General features: G+C 61.0%; 23 protein-coding genes, 7 pseudogenes and 1 other annotated feature. Of the genes and pseudogenes, 18 read left to right on the top strand and 12 right to left on the bottom strand.

Annotated features, from left to right (window positions below):
- Position 1: 1 nt before the first annotated feature.
- Both AKL02_RS20825 and AKL02_RS20820 read left to right on the top strand, forming a co-directional pair.
- A complete protein-coding gene (locus AKL02_RS20825; RefSeq protein ID WP_038133673.1) occupies positions 2–259 on the top strand; it encodes a type II toxin-antitoxin system ParD family antitoxin in 258 nt (85 codons plus the stop codon).
- Positions 256–588 carry a type II toxin-antitoxin system RelE/ParE family toxin gene (locus AKL02_RS20820; RefSeq protein WP_083080386.1) on the top strand — a complete coding sequence of 111 codons (333 nt, stop codon included), beginning with the start codon at positions 256–258 and terminating at the stop codon, positions 586–588. The genes AKL02_RS20825 and AKL02_RS20820 overlap by 4 nt, the downstream gene beginning before the upstream one ends.
- A gap of 71 nt (positions 589–659) precedes the next feature.
- Here AKL02_RS20820 and AKL02_RS20815 read toward each other — a convergent pair.
- Positions 660–1753 (bottom strand): annotated as a pseudogene (locus tag AKL02_RS20815) (tyrosine-type recombinase/integrase).
- A 156-nt stretch (positions 1754–1909) separates the two neighbouring features.
- On the opposite strand from AKL02_RS20815, the pseudogene AKL02_RS20810 reads away from it, so the two are divergent.
- The 3 genes and pseudogenes from AKL02_RS20810 to AKL02_RS20800 all read left to right on the top strand — a co-directional run bounded on the left by AKL02_RS20810 (position 1910) and on the right by AKL02_RS20800 (position 4482).
- Positions 1910–2793: pseudogene (locus AKL02_RS20810) on the top strand (DUF1403 family protein).
- A gap of 2 nt (positions 2794–2795) precedes the next feature.
- Positions 2796–3386, top strand: coding sequence for an SMC-Scp complex subunit ScpB (gene scpB, locus AKL02_RS20805; protein WP_083080379.1), 591 nt, complete (start codon positions 2796–2798; stop codon positions 3384–3386).
- Between the two features lie 385 nt (positions 3387–3771).
- A complete protein-coding gene (locus AKL02_RS20800; protein WP_083080377.1) occupies positions 3772–4482 on the top strand; it encodes an IS6 family transposase in 711 nt (236 codons plus the stop codon).
- Between the two features lie 223 nt (positions 4483–4705).
- On the opposite strand, the gene istB is transcribed toward AKL02_RS20800, so the two are convergent.
- From istB to AKL02_RS20785, 3 genes and pseudogenes are all read right to left on the bottom strand, one after another.
- Entirely contained in the window at positions 4706–5548 is an 843-nt protein-coding gene (gene istB, locus AKL02_RS20795) for an IS21-like element helper ATPase IstB (protein ID WP_083080375.1), read from the bottom strand.
- Positions 5545–6777 (bottom strand): IS21 family transposase, encoded by a 1233-nt coding sequence (gene istA / locus AKL02_RS20790; RefSeq protein ID WP_083080372.1) that lies wholly within the window; start codon positions 6775–6777, stop codon positions 5545–5547. Before istA ends, istB begins: the two co-directional genes overlap by 4 nt.
- A 113-nt stretch (positions 6778–6890) precedes the next feature.
- Positions 6891–7094 (bottom strand): annotated as a pseudogene (locus tag AKL02_RS20785) (IS5/IS1182 family transposase); the annotation flags it as partial.
- Between the two features lie 221 nt (positions 7095–7315).
- Between AKL02_RS20785 and AKL02_RS20780 the strand changes: the two are divergent.
- Positions 7316–7648 carry a helix-turn-helix transcriptional regulator gene (locus AKL02_RS20780; protein WP_083080430.1) on the top strand — a complete coding sequence of 111 codons (333 nt, stop codon included), beginning with the start codon at positions 7316–7318 and terminating at the stop codon, positions 7646–7648.
- Positions 7635–8912, top strand: a complete 1278-nt coding sequence (locus AKL02_RS20775) for a type II toxin-antitoxin system HipA family toxin (RefSeq protein ID WP_108722459.1) — start codon at positions 7635–7637, stop codon at positions 8910–8912. The genes AKL02_RS20780 and AKL02_RS20775 overlap by 14 nt, the downstream gene beginning before the upstream one ends.
- Before the next feature lie 240 nt (positions 8913–9152).
- Here AKL02_RS20775 and AKL02_RS20770 read toward each other — a convergent pair.
- From AKL02_RS20770 to AKL02_RS21185, 5 genes and pseudogenes are all read right to left on the bottom strand, one after another.
- Positions 9153–9842 (bottom strand): annotated as a pseudogene (locus tag AKL02_RS20770) (IS3 family transposase); the annotation flags it as partial.
- A 45-nt stretch (positions 9843–9887) separates the two neighbouring features.
- A complete protein-coding gene (tnpC, locus tag AKL02_RS20765; RefSeq protein ID WP_198453311.1) occupies positions 9888–11462 on the bottom strand; it encodes an IS66 family transposase in 1575 nt (524 codons plus the stop codon).
- A gap of 54 nt (positions 11463–11516) precedes the next feature.
- Complete coding sequence (gene tnpB / locus AKL02_RS20760) at positions 11517–11867, bottom strand: IS66 family insertion sequence element accessory protein TnpB (protein ID WP_081874848.1); 351 nt, start codon at positions 11865–11867, stop codon at positions 11517–11519.
- The gene (gene tnpA, locus AKL02_RS21330; protein ID WP_408648149.1) at positions 11867–12280 is read right to left on the bottom strand and encodes an IS66-like element accessory protein TnpA; all 414 of its coding nucleotides are present in this window, start codon (positions 12278–12280) and stop codon (positions 11867–11869) included. Before tnpA (AKL02_RS21330) ends, tnpB (AKL02_RS20760) begins: the two co-directional genes overlap by 1 nt.
- Before the next feature lie 85 nt (positions 12281–12365).
- Positions 12366–12766: pseudogene (locus tag AKL02_RS21185) on the bottom strand (IS3 family transposase); the annotation flags it as partial.
- Positions 12498–12614, bottom strand: a sequence feature (AL1L pseudoknot). It overlaps the preceding pseudogene by 117 nt.
- A 110-nt stretch (positions 12767–12876) precedes the next feature.
- Between AKL02_RS21185 and tnpA (AKL02_RS20750) the strand changes: the two are divergent.
- From tnpA (AKL02_RS20750) to AKL02_RS20730, 5 genes are all read left to right on the top strand, one after another.
- Entirely contained in the window at positions 12877–13257 is a 381-nt protein-coding gene (gene tnpA / locus AKL02_RS20750; protein ID WP_108722460.1) for an IS66-like element accessory protein TnpA, read from the top strand.
- Positions 13254–13601: an IS66 family insertion sequence element accessory protein TnpB gene (gene tnpB / locus AKL02_RS20745; protein ID WP_075777367.1), complete on the top strand. Its 348-nt coding sequence runs from the start codon at positions 13254–13256 to the stop codon at positions 13599–13601. Before tnpA (AKL02_RS20750) ends, tnpB (AKL02_RS20745) begins: the two co-directional genes overlap by 4 nt.
- A gap of 62 nt (positions 13602–13663) precedes the next feature.
- Entirely contained in the window at positions 13664–15289 is a 1626-nt protein-coding gene (gene tnpC / locus AKL02_RS20740) for an IS66 family transposase (RefSeq protein WP_083080477.1), read from the top strand.
- Positions 15289–15585 carry a hypothetical protein gene (locus AKL02_RS20735; RefSeq protein WP_083080479.1) on the top strand — a complete coding sequence of 99 codons (297 nt, stop codon included), beginning with the start codon at positions 15289–15291 and terminating at the stop codon, positions 15583–15585. The genes tnpC (AKL02_RS20740) and AKL02_RS20735 overlap by 1 nt, the downstream gene beginning before the upstream one ends.
- Before the next feature lie 325 nt (positions 15586–15910).
- Positions 15911–16105 (top strand): hypothetical protein, encoded by a 195-nt coding sequence (locus tag AKL02_RS20730; RefSeq protein ID WP_083080489.1) that lies wholly within the window; start codon positions 15911–15913, stop codon positions 16103–16105.
- Between the two features lie 33 nt (positions 16106–16138).
- Here the strand turns inward: AKL02_RS20730 and AKL02_RS20725 are convergent, their stop codons facing one another.
- Together AKL02_RS20725 and AKL02_RS20720 are read right to left on the bottom strand one after the other, a co-directional pair.
- Positions 16139–16678, bottom strand: a complete 540-nt coding sequence (locus AKL02_RS20725; protein WP_083080491.1) for an RNA 2'-phosphotransferase — start codon at positions 16676–16678, stop codon at positions 16139–16141.
- A 199-nt stretch (positions 16679–16877) separates the two neighbouring features.
- Positions 16878–18031, bottom strand: a protein-coding gene (locus AKL02_RS20720; protein ID WP_232621810.1) for an IS3 family transposase whose coding sequence is annotated in 2 segments (ribosomal slippage) — positions 16878–17779 and positions 17779–18031 — 1155 coding nt in all. Because the reading frame shifts where the segments join, the coding sequence is not laid out codon by codon here.
- A 239-nt stretch (positions 18032–18270) separates the two neighbouring features.
- Here AKL02_RS20720 and AKL02_RS20715 point away from each other — a divergent pair.
- Both AKL02_RS20715 and AKL02_RS20710 read left to right on the top strand, forming a co-directional pair.
- The gene (locus AKL02_RS20715) at positions 18271–18828 is read left to right on the top strand and encodes an IS110 family transposase (RefSeq protein ID WP_165757060.1); all 558 of its coding nucleotides are present in this window, start codon (positions 18271–18273) and stop codon (positions 18826–18828) included.
- Positions 18829–19037 (top strand): annotated as a pseudogene (locus AKL02_RS20710) (IS5/IS1182 family transposase); the annotation flags it as partial.
- A gap of 98 nt (positions 19038–19135) precedes the next feature.
- On the opposite strand, the gene AKL02_RS20705 reads toward AKL02_RS20710, so the two are convergent.
- Entirely contained in the window at positions 19136–19804 is a 669-nt protein-coding gene (locus AKL02_RS20705) for a hypothetical protein (RefSeq protein ID WP_083080214.1), read from the bottom strand.
- 1602 nt (positions 19805–21406) lie between these two features.
- Between AKL02_RS20705 and AKL02_RS20700 the strand changes: the two genes are divergently transcribed.
- The 4 genes and pseudogenes from AKL02_RS20700 to AKL02_RS20685 all read left to right on the top strand — a co-directional run.
- Entirely contained in the window at positions 21407–22192 is a 786-nt protein-coding gene (locus AKL02_RS20700; protein WP_083080211.1) for a hypothetical protein, read from the top strand.
- 144 nt (positions 22193–22336) lie between these two features.
- Positions 22337–22804: a hypothetical protein gene (locus tag AKL02_RS20695; protein ID WP_133052018.1), complete on the top strand. Its 468-nt coding sequence runs from the start codon at positions 22337–22339 to the stop codon at positions 22802–22804.
- A gap of 133 nt (positions 22805–22937) precedes the next feature.
- Positions 22938–23351 carry a hypothetical protein gene (locus AKL02_RS20690; protein WP_083080205.1) on the top strand — a complete coding sequence of 138 codons (414 nt, stop codon included), beginning with the start codon at positions 22938–22940 and terminating at the stop codon, positions 23349–23351.
- A 556-nt stretch (positions 23352–23907) separates the two neighbouring features.
- Positions 23908–24165, top strand: a pseudogene (locus AKL02_RS20685) (type II toxin-antitoxin system death-on-curing family toxin); the annotation flags it as partial.
- Positions 24166–24421 lie beyond the last annotated feature (256 nt).

The following is a 24421-nucleotide window of genomic DNA, read 5'->3' as shown; positions in this document are numbered from 1 at the left end:
AATGGTTACACGAAACGTCGTTCTCACGGAAACGCAAGACCAGCTGGTGCAAGCTCTGGTCAGTTCCGGGCGCTACCAAAACGCGAGTGAGGCGATGCGCGCAGGGCTGCGATTGCTGGAGCATGAAGAGGCTCAGCTTGCCGAAATCCGTCAAGGGTTGCTTGAAGGCTTGGCACAGGCCAAGACCGGTGATCTTGCCGAAGGCAGCGGCGCAGATGCGATCCGTGATGCATTCAGACAGGCCCGGACCGCGTCGTGACACGAAGCTTGCGGCTGACACGCCGCGCACAACAAAGCCTGGTCGCAATCGCGCAATGGACCATCGCGCGCTTTGGCCAGCGCCAGTCCGAGATCTACGAGGCCGAACTGATCGAGCGGTGTGAGGCGATTGTGGCCGGGCAAGCCCATAGCCAGAGCTGTGCCATCCTGGTCGATGACGCAGAGGATCTTCGCTTTGCAAGGGCGGGTGAGCATTTTCTCGTCTTCCTCGACACCGCTGACGAAGTCATCATCATTGACATCCTGCATGCCCGCAGCGATCTGCCGCGCCATGTCGCCGCGTTAACGGCAATGAAGCGCGACAGCTAACCCTCTGGCAATCGCCTTGACGAGGCGAAATTGTCAGCTGACAATTTTTCTATTTTCACGAGGACAGCGCGTCACAACCCCGCCTCTTTGGTCAGGTTCACGCGGAACCGGTCGCGGCGGCGCTGATAGCGGCGGGTCATTTCGGCGCTGGCATGGCCAAGCTGCTTTTGAACATGGCGCTCGTCGACCTCGGCGGAACTGGCAAGACCAGCGCGCAGGGAATGGCCGGAAAACAGCGCAAGGCGGTCTTTCTCGGGCAGCTCCGCGCGGATGCCCGCGTCCAGAACAGTTTGCTTGATCAACCGCGCGACGTGTTTATCGCTCAGGCGGGCCGCAAGCGCCTTTTGCCATCGCGGGATGTCCGAACAAACAGCGGGCCAAAGTCGATCCTGGCGAACTGCAACCACTGCTCCAGCGCATGCACCGGGCAGGTCTGATCGGACGAGCCGCGCCCGATCTCGACCTCACGCCAGCCGGTCTTGGCGTTGAGCGTGAGCAGGACGCCCGCGTCCATAATCTCGATCCAGCCACCGCTGTCGGGCGTGTCATCCTTATGCAGATCCAGACTGACAATCTCGGAGCGCCGCAACCCGCCCGCATAGCCCAGCAGCAGAATTGCACGATCACGCAACCCGCGCAGGTCGTAGGGCAGGGTGGCCACCATCGCGAGAATGTCGTCGCGCAGGATCGCTTCTTTCTGCACCGGCGGGCGCGCATGTTTGCGTTTGATCCCCGCCAGAACAGTCGCGATATGGCGGTTCTTGCGATCAAGCGCAAAGCCGCGCTGCGCATAATTCCAGCCAAGGCCGGACAGGCGGCGCTCAATAGTCGAGACCGACAGGGCAGGGACCTTGCCCGCAGGCGCTGCCAGATCGGCAAGGTAAAGACCGATCAGTTCCGGCGAAGGCGGCAAAGGCTCGATGCCCTTCATCCGGCACCAGCGCGCGAAATGCGCCCAGTCCTTGCCATAGGCTTTCAGCGTGTTGTCAGAGGCCGCCGCGCGGGCATAATCGCGGGCCGTGTCCACCAACCGATCTAATGCGCCGGACCCCGCAACATGCGCGGGCAGGGCGATGGCATCGGGTTCGTGATCTCTCTCGTCGGGCTGAGCATCATCAGACAAACCAGACTGCGTTAATCTCGATTTCTTAGTCTCTGAGGGCATTTTTCAGCAAATCCAGCGGTGAAATTGAACTGTTTCCCTGCATATCTTTTAATGTCCGATAAGGCAAACTTATTGGACATAAAATAGGCCAACAAAGCAGGGCGGTTTTGTTGCAATTTTCTGGAGAAAAGCGCCGCGGCGGGATAGGCTCAGGGCATGACGTTCCCGATGCCCGACATCTCTGACACTCAAGAGACTTTACCGCACCTGCCGACTTGGGTCACGCGGGCGTATGGTGAAACCGCTGAAGATGTGGCGTTTTTGTCGGGTGCCGCGTTGAGCCATCTGCATCTGGTGTTCACGCGCGCCGCCCCCCACCATGCCTTGTTGCGCGAACGCCTCGCCCTGCGCGCGGCCGAACTCCGTGTGATGCATGCGGGCCGCCCAGAGCGTGCGCCGGAGCTGCGCGACGCTGTGCATCTGTGGCGCGACGGCGATCTGCCCGGGCCCGCGGGCGAGGTCTATCTGGCATGGCGACGCGCGGTAGAGCGCCCGATCTCAGTCGCGTCGCTGCAACGTGCACTGCCCGAACACGCTCCGGAGGCGCTCGACCGTTGGCTGAGGGCAGGGCAGGGAGCTCCGATCGCGCGGGCGGTAAGCGTTCTCGAGGCGGTGCGCGCTGACGCCCCGCGCGCGCATCTAGCGGCGCTAATCCTCGCCGATGCCGCCTTGGCGCGGGCGCTCGGCTGGCGCCATCTTGTGCCGCTGCTCTCCATCGGCTTGAAACGTGCCGATCTGCGCCTGACAGGGCGCAACTGCACCTCGCCTGCCACCGCGCGCTGCACTCTGCGGCCATCGAGACCGTCCAGCTGTTAACCGACCTTACTCGCCGGACCGCCCGGCTGCGCGCCGTGGCGCCGAAGCTGCGCGCGAAAGGGGCGGCGGAGGCAGTGGCGCTGTTCCTCGCCCGGGACGCAATCGCGCCGGCCGCCCTGCCGCTGCCCGATCGCGCCGCGCGCAGGCTCTGCGACAGGCTCGTTCAACTCGGCGCGATCCGCGAGCTGACCGGGCGCGATACCTTCCGCCTCTACGGGGTGTGAGCATGGCGAAGGACCGGACACCGCTGGACCGCGAGCTCGCCGACCTACCGCCCGAGCTGCGCTGGCGCGAATGGATGCGGCGGATCGAGGCAGTGCTCTTTGCCTCCGCAACGCCGGTCCCGCGCGACGATCTGGCGCGCGTGGTGGGGCAGGGGGCCTCTGTCGACCTGCTGATCGCCGATCTCTCCTCAGACATGGACGGCCGCGCTTTCGAAGTCGCGCGCGTTGCCAATGGTTGGATGCTGCGGACGCGGCCCGCCTATGCGCCAGCGATCCGGGCGGCGGCGGATGTCGGAGACCAGCTTTTCGATCTGAGCGAATTCGATATCGCCGTGCTCGCCGCCATCGCCTATCACCAGCCGATCACTCGCGATGGGCTGAAGGACATCTTCGGCAAGGAAATCAGCCGCGACCTCACGGGTCGTTTGCACGCCCGCGGCCTGATCGCCACCGGGCCGAGGTCGCCTCAACGCGGCGCGCCGTTTACCTTCGTTACCACTGATCAGTTTCTCACGGCCTTCGATCTGGAGAGCCTGCAGGACCTGCCCGACCGAGAAGGGCTGGAGGATGCGGGGGTGATGGGGGCGGGTTGAAACGAGGCGGAGGCGATCAAACCGCCCATCCGCAGTGGGATTTTATGCTGCCCGCTCGCGAACGATGGCTTGGGTCGCCGCGAGGCTGAATGTTTACAAGGGTACGGGAGGTGAGGCTGCCATACGCGAGCCGATCAGCAAGGGTATCAAATAATGCGATAGTATTGGAGTGATCCTCACGGTTTAGCGGCGCTAAGGTGGAGGTGGTTCGGCGCGGTGTAAGCGGCATCTTTGCGCGTTTTTGATTTCAGAACTTCGTCGGGAACTCTAAACGTGGAAACCTGTGCAACCGCCCACAGGGCTGCTGTCTGGCCCGAACCGGAGTGATGCGATGAGAGGGCATTGCCAACTTGTTCGGGATGTCTCCGTTGGATAAGCATCCGGAATGAAAGCACCGTCCGAGATGCCGCGTTTAAAAGGCTACCGCTTCCCCCGCGAGATCGTTGCCTACGCGGTCTGGGCGTACCATCGGTTTGCGCTCAGCACGGCGGATGTCGAGGACCTGCTTGCGGAACGCGGCGTGATCGTCAGCCGGGAAACGGTCCGGAAATGGGTCAACCGATTTGGGCGCCATTTCGCCAACTGCATCAAGCGCGACAGGCCCGACGCCCACGGCAAGTGGCATCTCGATGAGGTCGTCATCTCGATGCACGGGAGGAAACACTGGCTCTGGCGGGCCATCGACGCGGACGGTGACGTGCTCGACATTCTGGTACAGCCCCGGCGGAACGCCAGGGCTGCAAGGCGTTTCCTCAAGGGGCTGGTCAGCCGGTTCGGCGCATCGCGTGTCATCGTCACCGACAAGCTGCGCAGCTATATTAAACCAATTTGCGAATTGGCGCCGGGTGCCGATCACCGAGCGCATAAAGGCCTGAACAACCGCATCGAAGGGTCCCACCGACCGACCCGAAAGCGCGAGAAGTTTATGGGCAAGTTCAAGTCACCAAGGCAAGCACAGAGGTTCCTCGCCGCGCATGACCAGATAAACACGATCTTCCGGCCCCGCCGCTATCGCTTCTCCGCCACATCCTATCGCCACGCCAGATCCGATGCCCATGACCTGTGGGCCGGATACACCATTGAAATGACTGCCTGAAAGACGCCGCTCAGGCCAGATTCGCGCGCATCAGAACAAGTTGGCAATCCCCTTGTAGGTTCACGACTCATAACCAGAACAGCACTGTAGTGGCCACGCAATGACATAGAGAAACTCCTTCGGACATCTGTCGTAGCTGGTCGCCTGTCAACGCCGTCTTAATTTTCCCCAAAAGTGCCGAAGTAAAATTCCCCACTACGGCGGTTGCGGCGATCAGCCGGTTTCAGTGATCGGCGCCTCCATTCTGGTTTTTCGGTGGCCGTCCGCGGCGCTTGGGCGGTGGCGGCGGAGCGATGGGGGCGTTCGCCCTGACATGCTCGGGGATGAGGTCGGCATGGGCGCGTAGCCGGTAGCTGGCCCCTTCGATCTGGATGACGACAGCATGGTGCAAGAGGCGATCCAGCAGGGCTGTCGCGACGACCGGATCGCCGAACACCTCGCCCCATTCGGCGAAGCCGCGGTTCGAGGTCAGGATCATGGCGCCTTTCTCGTAGCGGGCGTTGACGAGCTGGAAGAACAGGTTGGCGCCGCCGGTCGTGATCGGCAGATAGCCGATCTCGTCGACGATGAGCAGCGCGGCCCGGGCATAGAACCGGATCTTTTCGGGCAATCGTCCCTCGCGTTCGGCCTGGTTCAGCGCGGTGATTAGTTCTGCGAGTGTGGCGCGGTAGACGCTTCGCCCCGCCTTTACTGCCGCGACGCCGAGCGCAGTTGCGAGATGGCTCTTGCCGGTGCCCGGCGGCCCGAGGAAGTGAACGACCTCGGCGCGCCGGATGAAGTCGAGCTGGGCCAAGGCCGCGATCCGATCTCGGTCGAGCGAGGGCTGGAAGCGGAAGTCGAAGCCTTCGAGCGTTTTGACCGGCAGCAGCTTGGCCGTGCGCAGGGCGACGTCGATCCGGCGCGTCTCGCGGGTCGCGTATTCCTCGCTGAGCAGCCCGTCGATCGCCTCGATCGCGGTGATCTCGCCCGTCTCGAGCTGCCGTATGGTGTGATCGAGCGCCTCCAGCGCACGCGGCATCTTCAAGCCGACAAGGGCGCCGCGGATACGGTCCAAAAGATCGGTCATGATGGCGCCCCCGTAGCGGCCAGGCGTCGGCCAACCGCATCATAGAAGTCGAGCGGCCGCCGTAGCCCTTGCGATGACGGCGGCGGGGCCGGTTTCTTCGGCGGTGTCTTGCGATGGGTGGGGTCGACCCGGCGGCAGGCCTTGCCTTCCAGAACCGGATGGCAGGCGATCAGTTGCCCGTCTTCGAAGATCCGAAGTTCCTCGGCGTGATGCTGGACCTCGAGTGTCCGGCGACGGGTCGTGTCGGGCACGGAATAGAAATTGCCACCGACCGAGATCATCCCCTCCTTGCTCACGCGCCGTTCTACGGTGAGGACGGCGCTGTAGGGGATCACCGGGAGCGGCTTCAGACTGGGCTGTTCTTCGGTGAAGGCCGCGTCCACCACCCGTCGGGTCGTGGCATGAACCCGGGGATTGGCGATCTCGGTTCGCCAGGCCTCGAACTGGGTGTTGAGATCGTCGATGTTGCGGAATGTGCGGGCCAAGAAGAAGTCTTGCCGGATGTAGCGGAAGGGACGCTCTACCTTGCCCTTGGTCTTTGCTCGATACGGCTGGCAGGCCCGCGGCACCGCGCCATAGTGGTTCAGCAACGCAACCAATGCGGCGTTGTAGGTGACAACTCCGGCCTCGTCTTCGCCAATCACCGCCGTCTTCATCCGGTCATAGAGGATCTCCTCTGGCACGCCGCCGAGGGCAGCGAAGGCCGCGATGTGGCAGCGCAGCACCGATTGCAGGTTCTGACTGGCAACGAACCGGCCCCAGAGCCAGAGACTGTGGCCGAGCACCAGCGAGAACAGCCAGACCTTGCGAACCACGCCCGGCTCGTCGGTGAACTCCACCGTGAACTCCGCGAAGTCGACCTGGGCCTGCTTGCCGGGTGGGGTTTCGAACCGTCTCTCGAACGGGGCGTGCCGCGCCGGGCGCACCTCGCGCAGGAAGTCCGTCACCGCGGTGTAAGCGCCTTCATAACCCAGCTCCCGGATCTCGCGTAAAAGCCGCGCGCCGCTGAGATCGGGAAAGGCCTGAACCCGTTCCTGCAGGTAGCGCTCATAGGGCTCAATCACCCGTGCCCGTGGCTGGCGCGGCCCGTAGACCGGAGCTTCCAGCCCCAGCTCGAGATACTTCCGCACCGTCTTCCGGTCGCAGCCAACCTTCCGCGCGATCGCGGTGATGCTGAGACCCTGGTTCTTCAAATTCTGGATCAAGACAATCTCCCTCAGTCCTATCACCTGCCTGCCCCTGTCGCTCTCCGTTCGGAGCATCAGGCCTGTGTCCCGCGACAGTGCCAATTCCGAATAGATGAAGTTCGGAATTGGCCCTGACGCTCACGTCTGGGGAAAATTCAAACGGCGGTTTCGGGGAGATTACGTCCGGCGGTTACAGGCGCCACGCGTCGCCAGTCCTTGAGCCCGCCGAACATGATCTCCACCCGGTTGCGACGTTTGTATCGGCGCTTGTCGTGTTTGTCGGGGATCTTGCGCGCCTTGCGACCAAGGATGTAGGCCCTTATCCTGTTTTCCTGCAGGGCTTCTCGGAACCAGTCGGCTGGCTTTGTTTGGGGCGAGGTACTGTTTTGTGAGGTTGTTTGCCAAAGCAGTCCGGCCACGCTGCGCGAGCAAGGAGCATTATTGACTTCTATGGCGGTCACATGTGCTCGTGTGGCTGCGATGGCGGTCAAATTTGCAAAATGTCCAAAATTACGCTATGATCGCCATGACGGTCACATAGGGCCATATGACCGCGAGTGTGGGCACTGGAGAAAAACGCATGTCCGAGAATCGCACATATTCGAAGTTTACCAAGGAAGCGCTGCTTTTATTGGGGAAGCGCATTCGGTTGGCGCGCAAGGAGCGGCGGATGTCTGAGAAGGACTTGAGCGAGCGCGTTGGGATTGCCCGCAGCACACTGCAAAAGATTGAGCGGGGCGACCCAGTTGTTGACATCGGCCTGGTGTTTGAAGCCGCAACCATTACTGGCGTGCCGCTGTTTGAGCCTGACGCCACATCACTTGCACCGCAGATTGCGCAGGTGCGTGATAAGATCGCGTTGTTGCCAGCCTATATTCGTAAACCCAAAACGGAGTTGAATGATGACTTCTGACGGGGTGAGGGAGAATCAGGCCTATGTCTGGGTTTGGCTCCCCGGCGCAACGGAGCCCGTCGTGGCCGGCCTCATCAAGCAGGATGGTGAGCGCTACGTCTTTAACTATGGCCGCTCCTATCTGGAGCATAAAGACGCGGTTGCACTTTACTTGCCCGAACTGCCGCTAAAGCAAGGTCAGATTGATCCGATCGAACCTCTAAAGTTTGCAAGCGCATTACGGGACGGCGCCCCAGATGCCTGGGGGCGTCGTGTCATTATCAACCGTTTGATGGGCATTCGCGGCGAAGAAGCGGATATGGCCGACTTGGGTGAGATCAGTTTCCTGCTGGAATCTGGGTCAGACCGGATTGGGGCCTTGGACTTTCAAGCGTCTGCTAAGGAGTATGTGCCGCGTCAGGGATCAAATGCGTCTCTGGACGAGCTGCAACGCGCATCCGACATCGTTGAAGAAGGTGTCCCCTTGACTGAGGAGCTGGCTGAGGCCTTGCAGCACGGGACTGCCATTGGCGGAGCAAGGCCCAAAGCCCTCATCGATGATGGAAACAGAAAATATATCGCCAAATTTTCGTCGTCCGCCGACACCTACAGCGTGGTGAAAGGTGAATATATTGCGATGCGTCTGGCGCAGGAGGTCGGTCTAGACGTCGCCCCGGTGAAACTTGAGCAAACAATGGGCCGAGATGTCCTTCTGATCGAACGCTTTGACCGCAAGCACCTCGAAACAGGTTGGTCCCGGAAGATGCTGGTCTCCGCGCTGACGCTTTTTGGTCTTGATGAAATTATGGCCGCGCATGCAAGTTACACCGAACTGGCGGAGATCATCCGGCGGCGATTTACCGACCCCAAAGACACATTGCGTGAGATGTACTCGCGGATGATTTTCAACATCCTTGTCGGCAACACGGATGATCATGCACGTAACCATGCGGCGTTCTGGGACGGCGTTCAGCTGACGCTCACACCAGCATATGACATTTGCCCCCAGGCGCGGAACAGCCGAGAAGCGTCACAGGCCATGCTGATGGGGCGCGAAAGGCGCAGCCAACTGATGCACGGCTTAGCCGTGGCGAAGGATTTTCACCTCTCAGAGGAGGAGGCCAGAGCGATCGTTGCCAAGCAGGTACAGATCATTGACGAAGCTTGGGGGCCGCTCTGCAAAGAAGCTAATCTGTCTGAAACGGACCAAAAGGTGTTTTGGCGCCGGCAGTTCTTGAATGAACTGGCGTTTGAAGGCGTGGAAGGACAGTTTTATGAACAATGAAGATGGTGGTGCGCTTTACCGGCAAAGCGACGCTTTACGAGAGATTTTGATCTGGTCTGAAGATCGAGGCCTTTGACAACGCGATGCGCTGCGCCGGTTGTTCTCGATAAATCCCACCTGTTAATTGAGGCATCAGCTGAACAGGCAGTGTCTCTGACAAAGATGACCGAGATTGCCGGGGGCAATGCTCTTGTCAGCGACTGAACCGCACCGGGTTTGCCGGAGATTGATTTGGGTTAGTTACGCGGCCATGTTTTCAGTTTCCAGAGCGGCGTAGAAGTTTGCCTCTGCTTCCGCCGGCGGGATGTTCACGATCGGCTCGAGCAGTCGGCGGTTGTTGAACCAGTCGACCCATTCGAGGGTGGCATATGCGACGGCTTCGAAGTTGCGCCACGGCCCGCGACGGTGGATGACCTCGGCCTTGAAGAGACCGTTGATCGTCTCCGCCAGGGCGTTGTCGTAGCTATCGCCGACACTGCCGACGGAAGGTTCGATGCCGGCCTCTCTCATCCTCTCGGAATATTTGATCGACAGGTATTGCGACTCGCGGTCGGAATGGTGGACGAGCCCCGCGCCCTTGACTGGGCGACGATCGTGGACAGCCTGTTCGAGGGCATGGAGAACGAAGCCTGCGTGCGCTGTTTGGCTCGCCCGCCAGCCAACGATGCGACGCGCGTAGGCGTCGATGACGAAAGCGACATAAATACCCCCCCCTCCAGGTGGCGACGTAAGTGAAATCGCTGACCCAGAGCATGTTCGGCGCGGGCACGCGGAACTGCCGGTTCACCTTGTCCAGCGGGCACGGGGCCTTCTTGTCGGGGATCGTCGTCTTGTGCGGCTTGCCCCGGATGATGCCGTGAATACCCATCCCTTCATCAGCCGGGCCACTGTATAACGGGCGACGGCGAAGCCTTCCCGATCCAGCTGACGTCAGGCCTTGCGCACTGTATGCGGCGGCTGCATCCCACCCCAGGTTCAGCTTGACGACTTGAAGTTCCACGGGAGAAGTTCGTCGATGCGGCCTTGCGGATGGCCGGCGGCGATGGCTTCGAGGGTGGCCTTGAGATAGGCGAAGGGCTCGACGCCGTTGATCTTTGCGGTCTCGATGAGCGACGCGATGCGTCCCCAAGCGCGCCCGCCTTCGTCATGTCCGGCGAACAATGCGTTCTTCCTGTTCAGAGCGATGGGCCGGATCAGGTTCTCGACGCTGTTGGAGTCGATCTCGACCCGACCGTCGTGCAGGAAGGTCTGCAGCCCGTCCCAGTGACGATGAATGTATGTAAGCGAGCTTCTCCCCAGGCGCGATTTCGCGGAGATGCGGAGGCGCTGTTGTTGCAGCCACTCGCCGAACTCGGTCACGAGGGGCGCGGTGCGCGCCTGCCGGGCCGAGAGCCGCTGTCCCGGCGCCGTGCCGCGGATGTCGGCCTCGATCTTGTAGAACTCGGCGATGCGGCGCAGCCCCTCGGCGGCGATCTCGGAGCCGTCGCGGTCGAACACCTCCTTCAGCTTGCGCCGCGCGTGGGCCCAGCAATGCGCCACGCGGACCGGGTCGCCACCCTTGCGGGTGGGCCGCGTCAAACGGTTGTAACCCTGGTAGCCGTCGAGTTGCAGGGTGCCGTCGAAGCCGCGCAAAATCTTCTCCGCGTTCTCCCCGGCGCGGCCGGGCGCGTAGAAGAAGACCACGCCCGGTGGATCATCTCCGCCCCATGACCGGTCGTCACGGGCGAGCGCCCAGAGATATCCCGTCTTGGTCCGGCCGCGCCCCGGATCCAGCACAGGGGCGGTGGTCTCATCCATGAAGAGCTTGGTCGACGTCTTCAGATGCTCGGCCAGCCGGTCGACGACGGGACCGAGATGGAAGGCGGCGGTGCCGACCCAGTCGGCCAGCGTGCTGCGGTGGATCTCGATGCCCGATCGGGCAAGGATCCGGCTCTGCCGATACAAGGGCAAGTGGTCCGCATATTTGCTGATCAGGACATGCGCGATGGCGCCCTCGGTCGGCAGGCCGCCGTCGATGAGATGCGCCGGGGCGCTCGCCTGGGTCACGCCATCGGTGCAGGCGCGGCAGGCGTATTTGGGGCGAACCGTGACGAGCACGCGCAGCTGGGCGGGCACGATGTCCAGCCGCTCTGTGCGGTCCTCGCCGATCTTGTGCATCTCCCCGCAGCCACAAGGACATTGCAAACTGTCCGGCTCGATCACGCGCTCGATGCGCGGCAGGTCCTTGGGCAGGTTGCCTCGATTGCGCCGGGCTGCACGCCGGGGGCGGCTCTCGGACGGCGCTTGCGTCTCCTGCTTCTCCTCGGCTTCGGCGACCGCAATCTCGAGATCCTCGAACGCCAGCTGCCGGTCATCTTCGCTGAGCTTCTCGGATCGTTTGCCGTGGACTGCCTGGTTGAGTTCGGCGACCAGATGCTCGAGGCGCTTGATGATCTCCTTGAGGCTGACCCTCTCACCTTTGAGCTCCTCATGCTCGCGCAGCAGCGCGGCGACAGCTTCGCGCTGCGCCTCGGGGATTGCGGACAGGTCAATGATCGCGGTGGATGGCATGGCCGGAGGCTACCCCGAAGCCGCCTCGAAGGCCCGCCTTTTCTCGTGCCTGATTCACTCTGCCGCAGCCGGGCGGCGGATCTCCAGCGCCTTCACCTTGCGCCAGTCGAGCCCGGCGAACAGGGCCTCGAACTGCGCCCGGTTCAAAGTCATCACGCCGTCCCGAACCGCCGGCCAAGTGAAGGAACTCTCCTCAAGCCGCTTGTAGGCCATCACCAGCCCGGTGCCGTCCCAGAAGAGTATCTTCAGCCTGTCTGCACGCTTCGCCCGAAACAAAAACACGGTGCCAGTGAACGGATCCTCCTTCAGGACCGATGCGACCTGCGCGGCGAGACCGTCGTGGCCTTTCCTGAAGTCGACCGGCTGGGTCGCCACGAGGATACGGACGGTGTGGGACGGCATCATCACGAGGACGCCCCGAGCGCATGGACGATCTCGGCAATCCGCACCGCCGGGGTGTCGGCGGCAAGCGCGATCGTCACGTCACCGAAGACGAGGCGCAGGCTGTCGTCCGACTGCCTCGAGGGATGCGGCGCCTGCGGGGGCTTCGGCTCGCACAGGACAACCGGCGCGAAGGCAGTCGGCTCATCCGACATCTCGGCGGCGGGCAGGACCAGCTTGCCCTCTTTGGCCAGGCATCGCCACGCCGACAACTGGTTCGGCTTCATCCCGTAACGCGCCGCCACGGCGTTGACCGTCGCGCCCGGCTCAAGTGTCTCCGCGACAGCCTGTGCCTTCACCTTCTCCGGCCACCGGCGGAGCCCGCTGCCGAAGATCTCCACTCCGAGCGATCTGAGAAACGCAGTCTGAGCATCCATTGCGAAACGCACTCCCATCTTGAGATGGGTATCACCTCGCAGTCCGCGCCGGCGCAGACAACGTGCCGCTCAGACACCGCTTACTGCGCACTCCATAGACGCGCCAGTTCTCCTCGAAGACGCGCTCGATCTCGGGCCGCAGCCCCGCGTCCCGCCGGGCGAGATCCTACAATCGGGCCGGATCGGCCGGCTTGGCCAGGTGATCGTAGTAGGTGGATGGGGCGATCGGAAGAACCCTGCAGATCGGCTAGACCCCGTTCGCCTCCCGATGATAGTCGGTGAACCCAATCATCACTTCGACTGGCGGTCGAACTCCGCCATCGCAAAATACGCCGATGCCTTACGAAGGATCGCGTTCGCCTGGCGAAGCTCTCGGTTCTCCCTCTCAAACGCCTTCAGTCGGTCGGCCATCTCGGTCGGAATGCCCGCCCGCTGGCCGCTGTCGACCTCGGCCCGCTTGACCCACTCATTGAGCGTGTTCGCAGCAGAGACGATCGTAACGGCCCGGTTGGCACCGCCTGCCAGATTCCGGCGTGAGGCCCTAAGACACGTGCATAACGACGTCGCAAACGACGTCTCTTATGCGCGGAGGGGCTATGCGGGGCGAGGTTTTGGGTATTGAGCGCCGCCGGCGTTGGGACGACGAGATGAAGCTGGCGATCGTGAGCGCGGTGGGGATCGACGGCGCGACGGTGACCCAGGTTGCGCAACGGCACGAGGTGACGCGTCAGCAGATTTACGCGTGGCGTCACGAGCTGAAGCGGAAGGGGTTGTGGTCACCCGAGACGGGCGTGCTGTTCCTGCCCGCCGGCATGGTGCCCGCGATGGACCTGACGGTGGTTGAGGATCGAACCACAGCTACCACTCCCGTAGTCTGGGTTGAGTTGCGGCTTGTGAAGGGCCGCGTGCTCCGGTTCGAGAGCAACATCGACGATGCAGCGCTGTCCCGCTTGGTTCGCGCGGTGGATGCCGCATGATCGGGCCGGGGACCGGGGTGCGGGTGTATCTGGCCTGCGGGACGACGGATATGCGCAAGGGGATCGGTGGGTTGGCGGCGCTGGCGCAAGACGTGCTGCGCCAGAAGCCGACCGGCGGTGCAGTCTTTGCCTTCCGGGGCCGCAAGGGGGATCGGCTGAAGCTGCTTTACTGGGACGGCCAGGGGTTCTGTCTTTACTACAAGGTCCTCGAGCGTGGGCGCTTTCCCTGGCCGAACACCAGCTCGGGGGCGGTGCGACTGACCTCGGCGCAGCTGGCGATGTTGTGGGAAGGGATTGATTGGCGGCGGCCAGATTGGGGCGCTCCACCGGCCCGTGTCGGGTGATTTATCTACCTGAAACACCTTGTTTTTATAGCGCTTCCTGATGGGGTGTGTTAGATGGTGGCATGTCAAGCGATGCGCCCATCCTCCCCGAAGATCCCGCTGTTCTGAAAGCGATGATCGCCGCCTTGCAGGCGGAAAACGCCAGGATGTCGGCGACGATCCGGGCGCATGACCAGCTGATCCAGACGCTGCGGCTGCGCATCGCGAAGCTCAAGAAGCAGGCCTTCGGCAAGTCCTCGGAGAAGATTGAGCGCGAGATCGAACAGCTGGAACTGGCGCTTGAGGATCTGTTGATTGCCAGCGCCGAAAGCGCCACCATCCCGACGGACGAAGACGAGGCGGATCCTGCCCCTGAGGCGAAGACCGGCGATGTGGACAAACACAAGCCCCGCCGTCGTCCCCGCGTCTCGGAGGCTACCCCGCGGGAGCGGCGCGAGCTCGACCCCGGCAGCTGCTGCCCGGATTGCGGTGGCGACCTGCGGCTCGTTGGCGAAGACATGAGCGAGATGCTCGACCTGGTTGCGGCACAGCTGAAGGTCCTGCAGATCGCGCGGCTGAAGAAGTCCTGCCGCCGCTGTGAGAAGATGGTGCAGACACCGGCGCCCAGCCGTCCGATCCCCGGTAGCATGGCGAGCGCGGCGCTCTTGGCCTGGATCCTCGTCTCCAAGTTCGATGACCATCTTCCCTTGTATCGCCTGAACGAGATCTTCGCCCGCATGGGGGCCGACATCCCGGACAGCACGCTGGTCGACTGGTGTGGGCGCGCCATGAAGGTGCTGGCGCCGCTGGTCGAACGGATCGAAGCCGATGTGATGGCCAGCGACCTGCTGCATGCGGACGACACCCCGATCCGGGTGCTGGACCGGTCCCTCAAGGACCGCGGCCTCGGCAAGGGGGTGAAGCAGGGCCGGATCTGGGCCTATGTCCGCGATCCACGACCTTGGGCCGGAACCGCGCCACCCGGGGCGGTCTACCGCTTCGCCCCGGACTGGAAGCAGGAACACGTGCATGGGCATCTCGCCCAGACCCGCGGCATCCTGCAGGCCGATGGCTACAAGGGCTACAACAAGCTTTACGAACCCGATCCCGATGGCACGCCCCGCCTGCAGGAGGCGTCCTGCTGGGCGCATCTGCGGCGTGACTTTCATGACGAATGGGGCAAGACGAAATCCGCCATCGCGCGCGAGGCACTCGACCGCATCGGCGCGCTCTACGACATCGAGCGCGAGATCAACGGGCAGCCCGCCGAGATCCGCCTTGCCGCGCGGCAGACGCACAGCGCCCCGAAGGTCGAGGCCTTCTTCGCCTGGTCCGAAAGCCAGCTCACGCGGATCCCCGGCAAGGGGGACCTCGCGCGCGCGTTCCGTTATGGGCTGGCCCGCCGGGCCTCGTTCAGCCTCTTCCTCAGCGATGGCCGCGTTGCCATCGATAACAATCCAGCCGAGCGCGCCCTGCGTCCGATCGGCATCGGTCGGAAGAACTGGCTCTTTGCAGGCGCCGACACCGGCGGCGAAACGCTGGCCCGCGCCATGACGATCATCGAGACCGCAAAGCTGAACGGCCTCGATCCGCAGGCCTACCTCGCCGACGTGCTCGACCGCATCAACGATCACAAGATCAACCGGCTCGACGAGCTACTCCCATGGAACTGGAAACCGGTCGCCGCCGCTCAGGCCGAGGCCGCCTGATGGCGACCGTCACCCATGTCTGCACGATCGACTATGTCGCGAAGATACTCGGCGAAGACCGCGAGTTGCTTGAAGCCATCGTCTCCAACGACGACAATCTGACCTACGGTGACATCATCAGCGTCTATACCAGTTCGGAAGAGGCCATTACGGCCCTCACAGACCGCGGCATCGAAGAACTCCGAGACATGCTCACTGCCGCGCGCATCACTCCCGAAACTTGGCATGAGTTCCTCGACGACTTCGTCCATGACGCCGATCTCGTCGCCCGCATCAAGGCCCAATCGCCGCGGTAGCAACCGGCCGGTTACAGACGATCTTCGCCTAGATCGACACGATCGCCTGCCGGCGAGAGCCATGCTGGCCCTCGTGATCCAAGACCATCCGCACGGCACGCTCGCGCACTTCGGGGGAAAACTTGTTCGTCGCATTGCTCATGATGCTTCATCCTACTCAGGAGTTGGAGCCTCCGGCAAAAATGGGGCGGTTCACATCGCCTCATGCTCATTACTGATGAGATGTTCTCAGATGAATAGACGCGCTCTGATTCAGGCTGAGATGTAAGGTCTTCTTGATTTTTGACGATTTCACTGCATCTGAGAGAAGCTCAGGGAGTACGTGATGAAGTCTGAGAAACACTTTTCATTCGAGCAGCGCGCCGTTGAAAAAGCCGCCGCGCGGGCCAAGGATGAGCGCGATATCCGCTCAGGCGTCGTTTCCGCGGCACAAGTCGCACGCGAAAATGGCGGCGGTCGGCACAAGATTGAGCTTCTCGGCCCTTCCGCTCGCATGCAGAAATTAGCTTCTCAGTATTAGGCACTGATCCTTTCAGAGCGAATTACGTCGAGATTAATCGACACTTCGAACGCCAAAACGAAGATACTCGGACGGCACATGGTCGGTCAGCCATACCCCGTTGTCGGCACGGCAGAACACGTAGCCATCACCGTGCATTCTGATAGCTTCGACTTGAAGAACCGTCGGCTTTCCGTGCCTTTTGCCGACTCCAGCTGCCGTCGACAGATCGGCCGACAAATGCACTTGTCGGCGCCCCCCGGGAAGCAGCCCGGATGCGAAGATCGCATCGAGGCTTTGAGATGCGGTGCCATGATATAGAAACTCCGGCGGGGAAAGCGGCTGCAAACCAAGATCGACGGAAATCGAGTGACCTTGGGCAGCTCGGATCATGTCTTTTCGAATCGTGAAACGACGCTTGTCATTCGTCTTGACGAGATCTTCGAGTTGCGCGCGTGTCATGCCGCGACCCGCTTTTTTCATCGCACGAAGCAGTAGGTCAATGCGCACCCATCCAGCAGGATCGAGCGTCACACCGATCTCGTCCGGCGCGTGGCGCAGTATTCGCGCGAGAAACTTGCTCTCTCGGCTCATGTGAATCGACCTCTTTGGGCTCGAGCGTATATCCTGCCACATGTACATTCACGAAACGAAAACACGCTATGGCCGCTTAAAACGCAAAGTCGATTAGAGGCAAGCGCTCGCTTTGGATGACTGCACACCATCGAAAAATGATGCGCCAGCAGCGAAACTGTGAGCTACTCCCCATCTCTTGGACAGGATCTGACGTAATTTAAGCTACTCGTTGCACCTGCTGACCGGGTTGGTTGATATCATGTCTCTGCCAATAGACCAGCGCCGGTGGCTTGCCGCCGAGGGCTGAGTGAGGGCGCTGGTGGTTGTAGAAGGTCATCCATTTCCGGATCGCCGCCTTTGTCTCCGATCCTGTCTCCCAGGCATGCAGGTAGACGCATTCGTATTTCAGGGTTCGCCACAGCCGCTCGATGAAGATGTTGTCGAGGAATCGGCCTTTCCCATCCATCGAGATGCGCACGCCCGACCGGCGGAGCCGATCCGTCCAAGCGAAGGACGTGAACTGAGAACCCTGATCCGTATTCATTATCTCGGGCGGGCCGAACTTGTGGATGGCTTCGTTCAGCGCCTCGACACAGAAGTCGGCCTCCAGCGTGTTCGAGATCCGCCAAGACAGAACCTTGCGGGTGTGCCAGTCCATGATCGCCACGAGGTAGAGGAACCCGCGCCGCATGGGCAGGTAGGTGATATCCGAGCACCAGACCTGGTTCGGGCGATCCACCCGCAGACCTCGCAGCAGGTAGGGATAGGTCTTGTGCCCCTTCGCCGGCCTGCTTGTGTTGGGTTTCTGGTAAATCGGCATGAGCCCCATCAGGCGCATCAGTCGCCGTATCCGCTTCTCGTTCACCAGGTGGCCGTCGTTACGCAGGTGCCAGGTCATCTGGCGGACACCGAAGAACGGGGTCTCCAGGAACTGCTCGTCGATCTGCCGCATCAGGCCGAGGTTCTGTTCGGTTTCGCCCTTCGGCTCGTAGTAATAGGATGAGCGTGCGATCGACAGCAGCTTGCACTGCTGCCCAATCGACAGATCCGAATGGTTCGGCTCGATCATGCCACGCCTCACTTCCCGCCCCAAGGCTTCAGCTTTCGTTCCAAAAAAGAGTTGGCCACCGCCAGCTCCCCGATCTTGGCGTGGAGCTCCTTCACCTGCTCCTCGTCGATCTCGGGCTTCCTTCGGCCCCCGCGCTCGAACACGCCCGACGCGCCTTCGAGCAAGGCCCGCTTCCATTGATGGATCATCGTTGGATGCACCCCGAACCGGCTCGCCAGCTCGGCCGCTGTCTCTTCACCCTTCAGGGCTTCCAGCGCGACCTTTGCCTTGAACTCGGGTGCGTGCTGCTTGCGTTTCGACATCTCTGATCTCCTTCTCGTCGAAGATCAGCAGACTGCAAATCGTAGCTTATGTCAGTGTCCGAATTTCAGGGGGTAGCTCACTGATAGCGTTACAGGCAAATCTACTTCTTGTCGGTAACTGCAAATTCGCGAACCGAATTTCGCATCTTTCGCTTACCAACGACTGACCTACTGGGATGAACTGCCTTCCCACCAACCCGCTGCTACCATTGCGGGCAGAGGTGGAGAGGGAGCATCTGATGGACATCAAGGTTTTGGGCATTGATCTGGGCAAGGCCGTTCGCAGTCATGCAGGGCTGGATAAAGCGGGAGCGGTTGTGTTTCGCAAACGGCTCCAGCGGCATCGGCTGTTGGACTTTCTTATTCCGCTCCCACCCTGCTTGGTTGCGATGGAAGCCTGCGGCGGGGTGCATCACATCGGGCGATTTTGTCTTGAGAAGGGACATGAGCCTCGGTTGATGTCGCCGCTCTACTTCCGGCCCTATGTGAAGGTTTACAAGAATGACGACCGTGATGCGGAGGCGATTGCCGAAGCTGCGACGCGCCCGACGGTCTCATTCGTTGCGATCAAATCGGAAGAACAGCTCGACCTTCAGGCTTTGCACCGTGTGCGCACACCGTGCGCGGGAGCGCCTCGTGTCGGACAGGACGCGCTTGATCAACCAGGGTCGAGGCTTCTTGATGGAACGCGGCATTCGGGTTGGCACTGGGCGCCACGTTTTCCAAAAGGAACTTGCCAGACTGGCTGCAGAGGGCGCTTCCGATCTTTCCACGCGAATGCGCCTGCTTGTGACTGACATCCAACGGCGACCAGCATTGCCGTTAAGAAAGGGAGCGCGTCGCCTGATCGGGCGAACCAACGGCGGCATGAACACGAAACTGCACGCCATCTGCGACAGCGAGGGACGACCGATTGACCTGTTTGTCATGGCCGCTCAGGTCAGCGATTACATCGGTGCGCGCGCTGCTCGGTGGTCTGTCAAACGTCAAATGGCTACTCCGGGATAGCACTCGCAGCAACCGTCATCTACTGATTATGAATCCTGACACTAAGTCTACCGCGGCGCGCTGATGCCTCCATCGCGCCGCAGTAGAGCCTCCAGACTATAGCACGACTGAATCGTGTTCAGCGTCATGGCAGCAGAAGTCCTCCGGACGGGGCCGTTCGATGTTCATGTGCACGCTGGCTCGTTCGTACTGCGGAAGAAGCGAGTGGAACAGCTCGATGTAGCGCATTGCCTTCTCGATGCATCGCTCGCCTTCTTCCCGCGACTTTGCACTCTCCATCAGAACCACCAGAGGGCAAAGCTCGGAGTGGCTTTCACGCCAGCCCCAGATGCCCTGAATCCAGTGGGGGTGTACGTAGAGGAGCGCATCGGCGAACTGGACCAAGTGTATTGTGTATGGTGTCCATTTCTCAACCATCCGGGCTTGATGCACGATGCGGTGATGATTCAGTCCGGCGAAGGGCACGGCGGTGATCTCGCGGAACGCCGCGGCGTTGGATACCGACATCTCGTCATCGAAGATGGTTTGCGGTTCGAGTGCGCCCTGTTGATAGGCGACTTCGATAATCGATTGAGTGTTGAAGCTCTGGCCTGTCGAATTGTGGATACCCCCAAATACCCCGATAAGGTTGCCGGGGCGGGCGGAGTCCGGTTGAACGAGATGTGGGGTGTGTGGCAGAGGCCCCGTCAGAGGGAGGGCTGCAAGACGGGCCGGCTCTTTGGAAAAGAGATCGGTCCACTTGGTAGATTTGCTGTCTGTCATCATGATGATAAGGTCCTTTATGTGCAGGTATCTTTGAGAAGGTCGGGTTTTGTGAGCCGGGGGACTCTTTGCACTTGGTGAGACGTCTTCTGGCCGCCCGCTGCGCGCAACCTCTTCATCCTGCTGCGACGACGAGGTCTTGCCCTGCTTGACGATTGGAAGGCCGCCGATCGCGTCGCCGCCAGGCAGAACAGGGCCATGTCGGCCATCAGTGCAGCTTCCTTGACTTCGAAGGGATGGAGACGTGGGTGGAGGGTGGCAGGCCAACCAGACCTCCTGAGCCAGGCGGTCGCCCGGTCGCTTGCAGAGCCTGCAGAATGAACTTGAGGTTGCTGAGGTCCTCGGGTTTACGTAGGGGAAATGGGTGCTTGGGCATTGGGTGGTCTCCTGTCGGGATGTAAGAGGTTTGACGGTGTCGTCGTCTCTGCTTGGAGGGAGATGGGTTCATCTCTCGGTGTACGGAAACGGATTTCGTGATGTTTTTTGGGGGGTGGTGGTTGGCAGACGGTCGTCGGCGCGCGAACATGCACTCCGCTCGAAATCGAAGCGAGTTTCTGGAAGCCGAGCCGCGGTTAATCGGATTCCCAAGATGTTTCAGACAGGATCGAGAGGTCGAGCTTGGCAGAAGGGATCACACGGGGTTCTTTTAAAGAGAGTTGGTCCAATTGGCGACGGTGTTTCCGAGCGCCTCAGAAGGGAGATCGGATCCAACGGAAGCGGACGGAAATCGGAACAGACGATTTTTTCGGCCAGTTCCGTGGCGTGATCGCTGCATCGAAATGGTTCACTGGCACTGGAGCATCAGGCCGGGTCTCACGTCTGCTGGGCGCCTCGGGCTCCACCGATGAAACCATTGATGACCTGGAGCGTTTGGTCTTCGTAGAGTCGTGGGACAGTCATGATGGGCAGCAGGGCCGCTGAAGATAAGGTGTCACGAAGGCAGGACCATAACTGTTGGCTAAACCCAAGTCTCGAGCGTCTCCCTCGGATATCCGCATGACGTCGCGAATCCAGAAAGCTGGATTCGCGCGCTTATTCGATCAGTTTAGAGCCGCACTATTGGGACGGGGTGTCGGCTCGTCTCGTCCGTTTCAGAAAGGGACGCGCTCGCATGAGCGCTCCCAGAGCCTCTCCTCTCAATTGCAAGATACGCACTGGCGGCAAGGGGGATCTGGAATGCTTGAAGCTGCACACAAACTTGGTCGGCCAAGGACCTCCTCTTACGAAACCTTCCACGTTTCCGCCGGTGCCCAATCTGTGAACTGTTCGCGAGCGGCTTGGGCTTGGTGTGACCAAAACAAATCCCCCAAAACCGTTCGGGATTCCTGATGATTTCTGGGATTTCTTCTAATTTCTACCATTTCAAGCAGACGTATTCCTCGCGAAATCAATCACCTACGTAAAATCTACAGGTTCAGATCCGGGGTAGTGCTGATCAGAAGCGGGGCAGGAGGCCGGTGTTCCCGGGGGCTGCCACCTCACGAACGGGTTTGCCAAACAGTAGAAACGGGTTGGTCGAGCCCCGAAGTGAGCCGCTCTCGCGATTTCCGTGCGCTTGGTAAGAAACACATCTGCTCATCGATAGTCATCGAAAGAGGAGCAGACATGCCGGCCGACAACGGCAAAATTCAGATCGCGCAGGTGCTCGTCGAGCATCTCAGACGGGCGGGGTTCAGTCTCACGTCGTTCAAGCTGATCCTCGCGATGCTTCATCACCAAGACCGACAAGAGCTCTGGATTCGTGAGGCGATTGAGACCCCGAGCCTTGCGAAGACATGGATCGAGGGGACCCGGCTCCGAGCGATCGTTGGCCCATACCGCGAGAACGGCGCGACGTCGCTGCATCGGCTCGTTGCAGAAGCGAAGAGGACGGACTTGTTCGATGACATCCGACTCATTGAACGTAACAGAATACTGGCATGGCAGTTTTCCGGCCTTACTCAACGGCTAATGGCTGCTCGGATATCTGACTATTACACGCTCCTCGATCTTGCCGAAGTCGGAGACTGTCGGAGCCTCGACGATCTCAACTATCTCATCGTGATCCGACATGTCTTCAAAGGTAAGGCTCCGAAATTCTATGGCCCTTCGTCGATGAACTGGAGCCGTCTACGCGGCAAGCACATGGCGTCTTTGACGCGGATTGCGAAGATGACAGGGGTAACGCTCGTAGTCATCGAGAGCCGGGACAGACAAGACTATGGCTTGCGTCACGTCGAATGCAGGGTCTGTCACGCTCAGACAACCTGGTGGATTTCGGCGATCCGAAAGCATCCCGCTGGTGCGAAGGTGACGCTGATTGACGCGTCTGGCAGCCGGAAGGTCGACGCAAAAACGTTCGACTTCAGCCATTTGCCGGGGATCGTTCCAGATCCTCCGCCCCGCGGCTAGCAACCGGCCCGGCGGCGGGTACCGCCGCATGCCTCAAGCCGCTCCCTAATCGTAAAGAAGACGGCAGCGGCTGAGGGCCGATGCGGTGCTGTCGGGCCACCGCATCGGCCCTCAGCCGCTGCCGTATACACAGGAGTTTTATTCGTGTTTCGTCTGCTGCCTAATCCCCTTTTCCCGGGCGATATTGTCTCGTTCAGATTTCCTCATTCCGAGGGAATGGCGCCCTACGCCCGGCCTTGCCTCGTTCTCGACGCGAGCGATAAGGAAGTCCTTCTCGCATACGGTACCACCTCTCGCTCGCGCGCGAATGTTGGCTTCGAACTGCGTGTGACTGCCGAGTTCGCTGAATGTGGACTCGATAAAGCGAGTCGGTTCGTGCTGGCGCGTCGCGTGCGGGTGGCCCGCGCGGATCCGCGGCTTGTGCCGAATGCTCTGGGAACCCCTGTCCTCGGACGACTGACCGAGGCTTTGCGACGGCGTCAAAACGATCTCTTTGCCCAGATTGAAGCCAGCTGGCCGACCGCGGAACGCAGGATCGAAGCAGAGCGCCGCGGATTGCACCCGCGCCGAGGCGATCGCCGTCGCAGGGGAGGCGAGCCGTATCTGGTCTGAGCGGTTCCGGCGGGCGCGGACCCCGCGTACAGGCTCTGATCCGGTTGGATCCGCGGGCATCGCGCATGGCGCCCGCGGATCCAACCCGGATCAGAAGCCGGGTGCGATATCGCAACAAGAGATAGGTAATGTTATGCACAATCCCGAGAAACTCAGTGCCGTTCAAGCTTTTGGCCAGCGCAATCTGCCCGCTCTGCAGTCTCTGCTCACTCACGCACATGACGCGGTTTGGAGCGAGCGGCTGAGGACGTGGCTGACAGCGTGTATCCTCTCCCCAGACAGTGCGCTTCGTGCGGCCGCTCTCGAACATGCCGTCGTCGATCTCGTCACGCTGGAGCTTTCCCGCCAATCTTACGCACTTGCAGATGATGGCCTTCGTCTGACGGACCGGGGCGGCACACTCCTGGTCCGCCGGACGCTGGCAGAGCTACTTTTCGTTCTCAGCACGTCTGATGCGCGATCGGCGCGCCAGCTCGCCACACTCGCTTGCGCGAGCCGCAACGAACGGTTGGAGCAGATACGATCCAAGATCATCGAAACCGTATAAATGGAAGCCGGCTGCTGGATTTCCCGCAGCCGGCACGGCTGAACCGAATGAACGACATATGAAGATCGCAACCGGAAGACGGCGCTCAAGTTCCGACCGACTTGGTCGGTGCGTGCTCTTTCCCACACAAACTATAGTTTGTGTGGGAATCGATCGGGCTCGAATTTTGGTAGGGAGACCTCCCCTCAGTATCCGCTGCTGTGCGAACAAAATGGGCGGCGCCGTCAAGTGTAAGTAAAGGATGATGAAAAATGGCAGGCATCTCCCGCGCAACCGCAATGCAGGCCGGGATGGAGCGTACGAGGGCAGCGTCGCAGCAACTCGAACGTGATATCATTCAGATCGCATGCTAGATCGAAATCAGGCACCCCGGCTCACTCACCGCTCTCGAAGTACAGTGGCGCTATTCTTGCGGTGACAACGAGATCGCAAATGTTGTTCCGCTCGTTTCCGATGAGGAGACCCGTCATAAGATCCGGCGCAAGGCAGAGGCGGCGTATCGCGCGCTCGACGACGCGCTCAAGCCCGAAGGGCGCCACTCTGCGCCCGCGCGAGGAATCTCGCCGCATACACCGACGCTGGCCTCGCGGAAATCGCAGCGGCCTACGCCTTCGGCATCTCCAAGACATGTGCCTTCATGGATGGAAACAAGCGCACAGCATTCGTGACCGCGGTCACGTTTTTGCGGTTCAACGGCTACTCTTTCCGACCAACACCGGTCGAAGGCGTCCGGGCGATGAAGGATCTGGCCTCGGGGCAAGTCAAAGAGCCGGATTTTGCCAAGTGGCTCTCGAGCGGGATGAACCCGATCTGAAGCCTCGAAGAATTCTTCGAGCGGCGCAGCTACCCAAGTACAGAGCCCCTCTGGAGACGGAGAGGAGCTACCAACATTTTCCCTCAGGGGTTGAGCCTTCGGCGCCCCATCGCCTCCGATAGCGGGTGCGCGCGAATTCGTTGGCGTTACTATACTGATCATTTGATCAACAAGTTGTTCCGACACCCTAAAATATTCTGCTGGCGATTTTGAAACTCCCCGCATTCTCCCTTTGTCTTCTCTGCCCCCAAGAGAA

The sequence above is a fragment of the Thioclava electrotropha genome (assembly GCF_002085925.2).
Taxonomy (GTDB): Bacteria; Pseudomonadota; Alphaproteobacteria; order Rhodobacterales; family Rhodobacteraceae; genus Thioclava; species Thioclava electrotropha.
Note: the sequence above shows the minus strand (reverse complement) of the source record. Positions and strands in the feature narration are given on the sequence as shown.

Coding starts and splice junctions, on each gene's coding strand:
- AKL02_RS20800 (WP_083080377.1), top strand. CDS start 3,772: ATGAAAGCACCGTCCGAGATGCCGCGTTTAAAAGGCTACCGCTTCCCC.
- AKL02_RS20775 (WP_108722459.1), top strand. CDS start 7,635: ATGATGACTTCTGACGGGGTGAGGGAGAATCAGGCCTATGTCTGGGTT.
- AKL02_RS20700 (WP_083080211.1), top strand. CDS start 21,407: ATGCCGGCCGACAACGGCAAAATTCAGATCGCGCAGGTGCTCGTCGAG.
- AKL02_RS20735 (WP_083080479.1), top strand. CDS start 15,289: ATGGCGACCGTCACCCATGTCTGCACGATCGACTATGTCGCGAAGATA.
- tnpB (WP_075777367.1), top strand. CDS start 13,254: ATGATCGGGCCGGGGACCGGGGTGCGGGTGTATCTGGCCTGCGGGACG.
- AKL02_RS20705 (WP_083080214.1), bottom strand. CDS start 19,804: ATGATGACAGACAGCAAATCTACCAAGTGGACCGATCTCTTTTCCAAA.
- AKL02_RS20825 (WP_038133673.1), top strand. CDS start 2: ATGGTTACACGAAACGTCGTTCTCACGGAAACGCAAGACCAGCTGGTG.
- tnpC (WP_083080477.1), top strand. CDS start 13,664: ATGTCAAGCGATGCGCCCATCCTCCCCGAAGATCCCGCTGTTCTGAAA.
- AKL02_RS20780 (WP_083080430.1), top strand. CDS start 7,316: ATGTCCGAGAATCGCACATATTCGAAGTTTACCAAGGAAGCGCTGCTT.
- AKL02_RS20715 (WP_165757060.1), top strand. CDS start 18,271: ATGGACATCAAGGTTTTGGGCATTGATCTGGGCAAGGCCGTTCGCAGT.
- istB (WP_083080375.1), bottom strand. CDS start 5,548: ATGACCGATCTTTTGGACCGTATCCGCGGCGCCCTTGTCGGCTTGAAG.
- AKL02_RS20730 (WP_083080489.1), top strand. CDS start 15,911: ATGAAGTCTGAGAAACACTTTTCATTCGAGCAGCGCGCCGTTGAAAAA.
- AKL02_RS20725 (WP_083080491.1), bottom strand. CDS start 16,678: ATGAGCCGAGAGAGCAAGTTTCTCGCGCGAATACTGCGCCACGCGCCG.
- scpB (WP_083080379.1), top strand. CDS start 2,796: ATGGCGAAGGACCGGACACCGCTGGACCGCGAGCTCGCCGACCTACCG.
- tnpA (WP_408648149.1), bottom strand. CDS start 12,280: ATGGATGCTCAGACTGCGTTTCTCAGATCGCTCGGAGTGGAGATCTTC.
- tnpC (WP_198453311.1), bottom strand. CDS start 11,462: ATGCCATCCACCGCGATCATTGACCTGTCCGCAATCCCCGAGGCGCAG.
- AKL02_RS20690 (WP_083080205.1), top strand. CDS start 22,938: ATGCACAATCCCGAGAAACTCAGTGCCGTTCAAGCTTTTGGCCAGCGC.
- tnpA (WP_108722460.1), top strand. CDS start 12,877: ATGCGGGGCGAGGTTTTGGGTATTGAGCGCCGCCGGCGTTGGGACGAC.
- tnpB (WP_081874848.1), bottom strand. CDS start 11,867: ATGATGCCGTCCCACACCGTCCGTATCCTCGTGGCGACCCAGCCGGTC.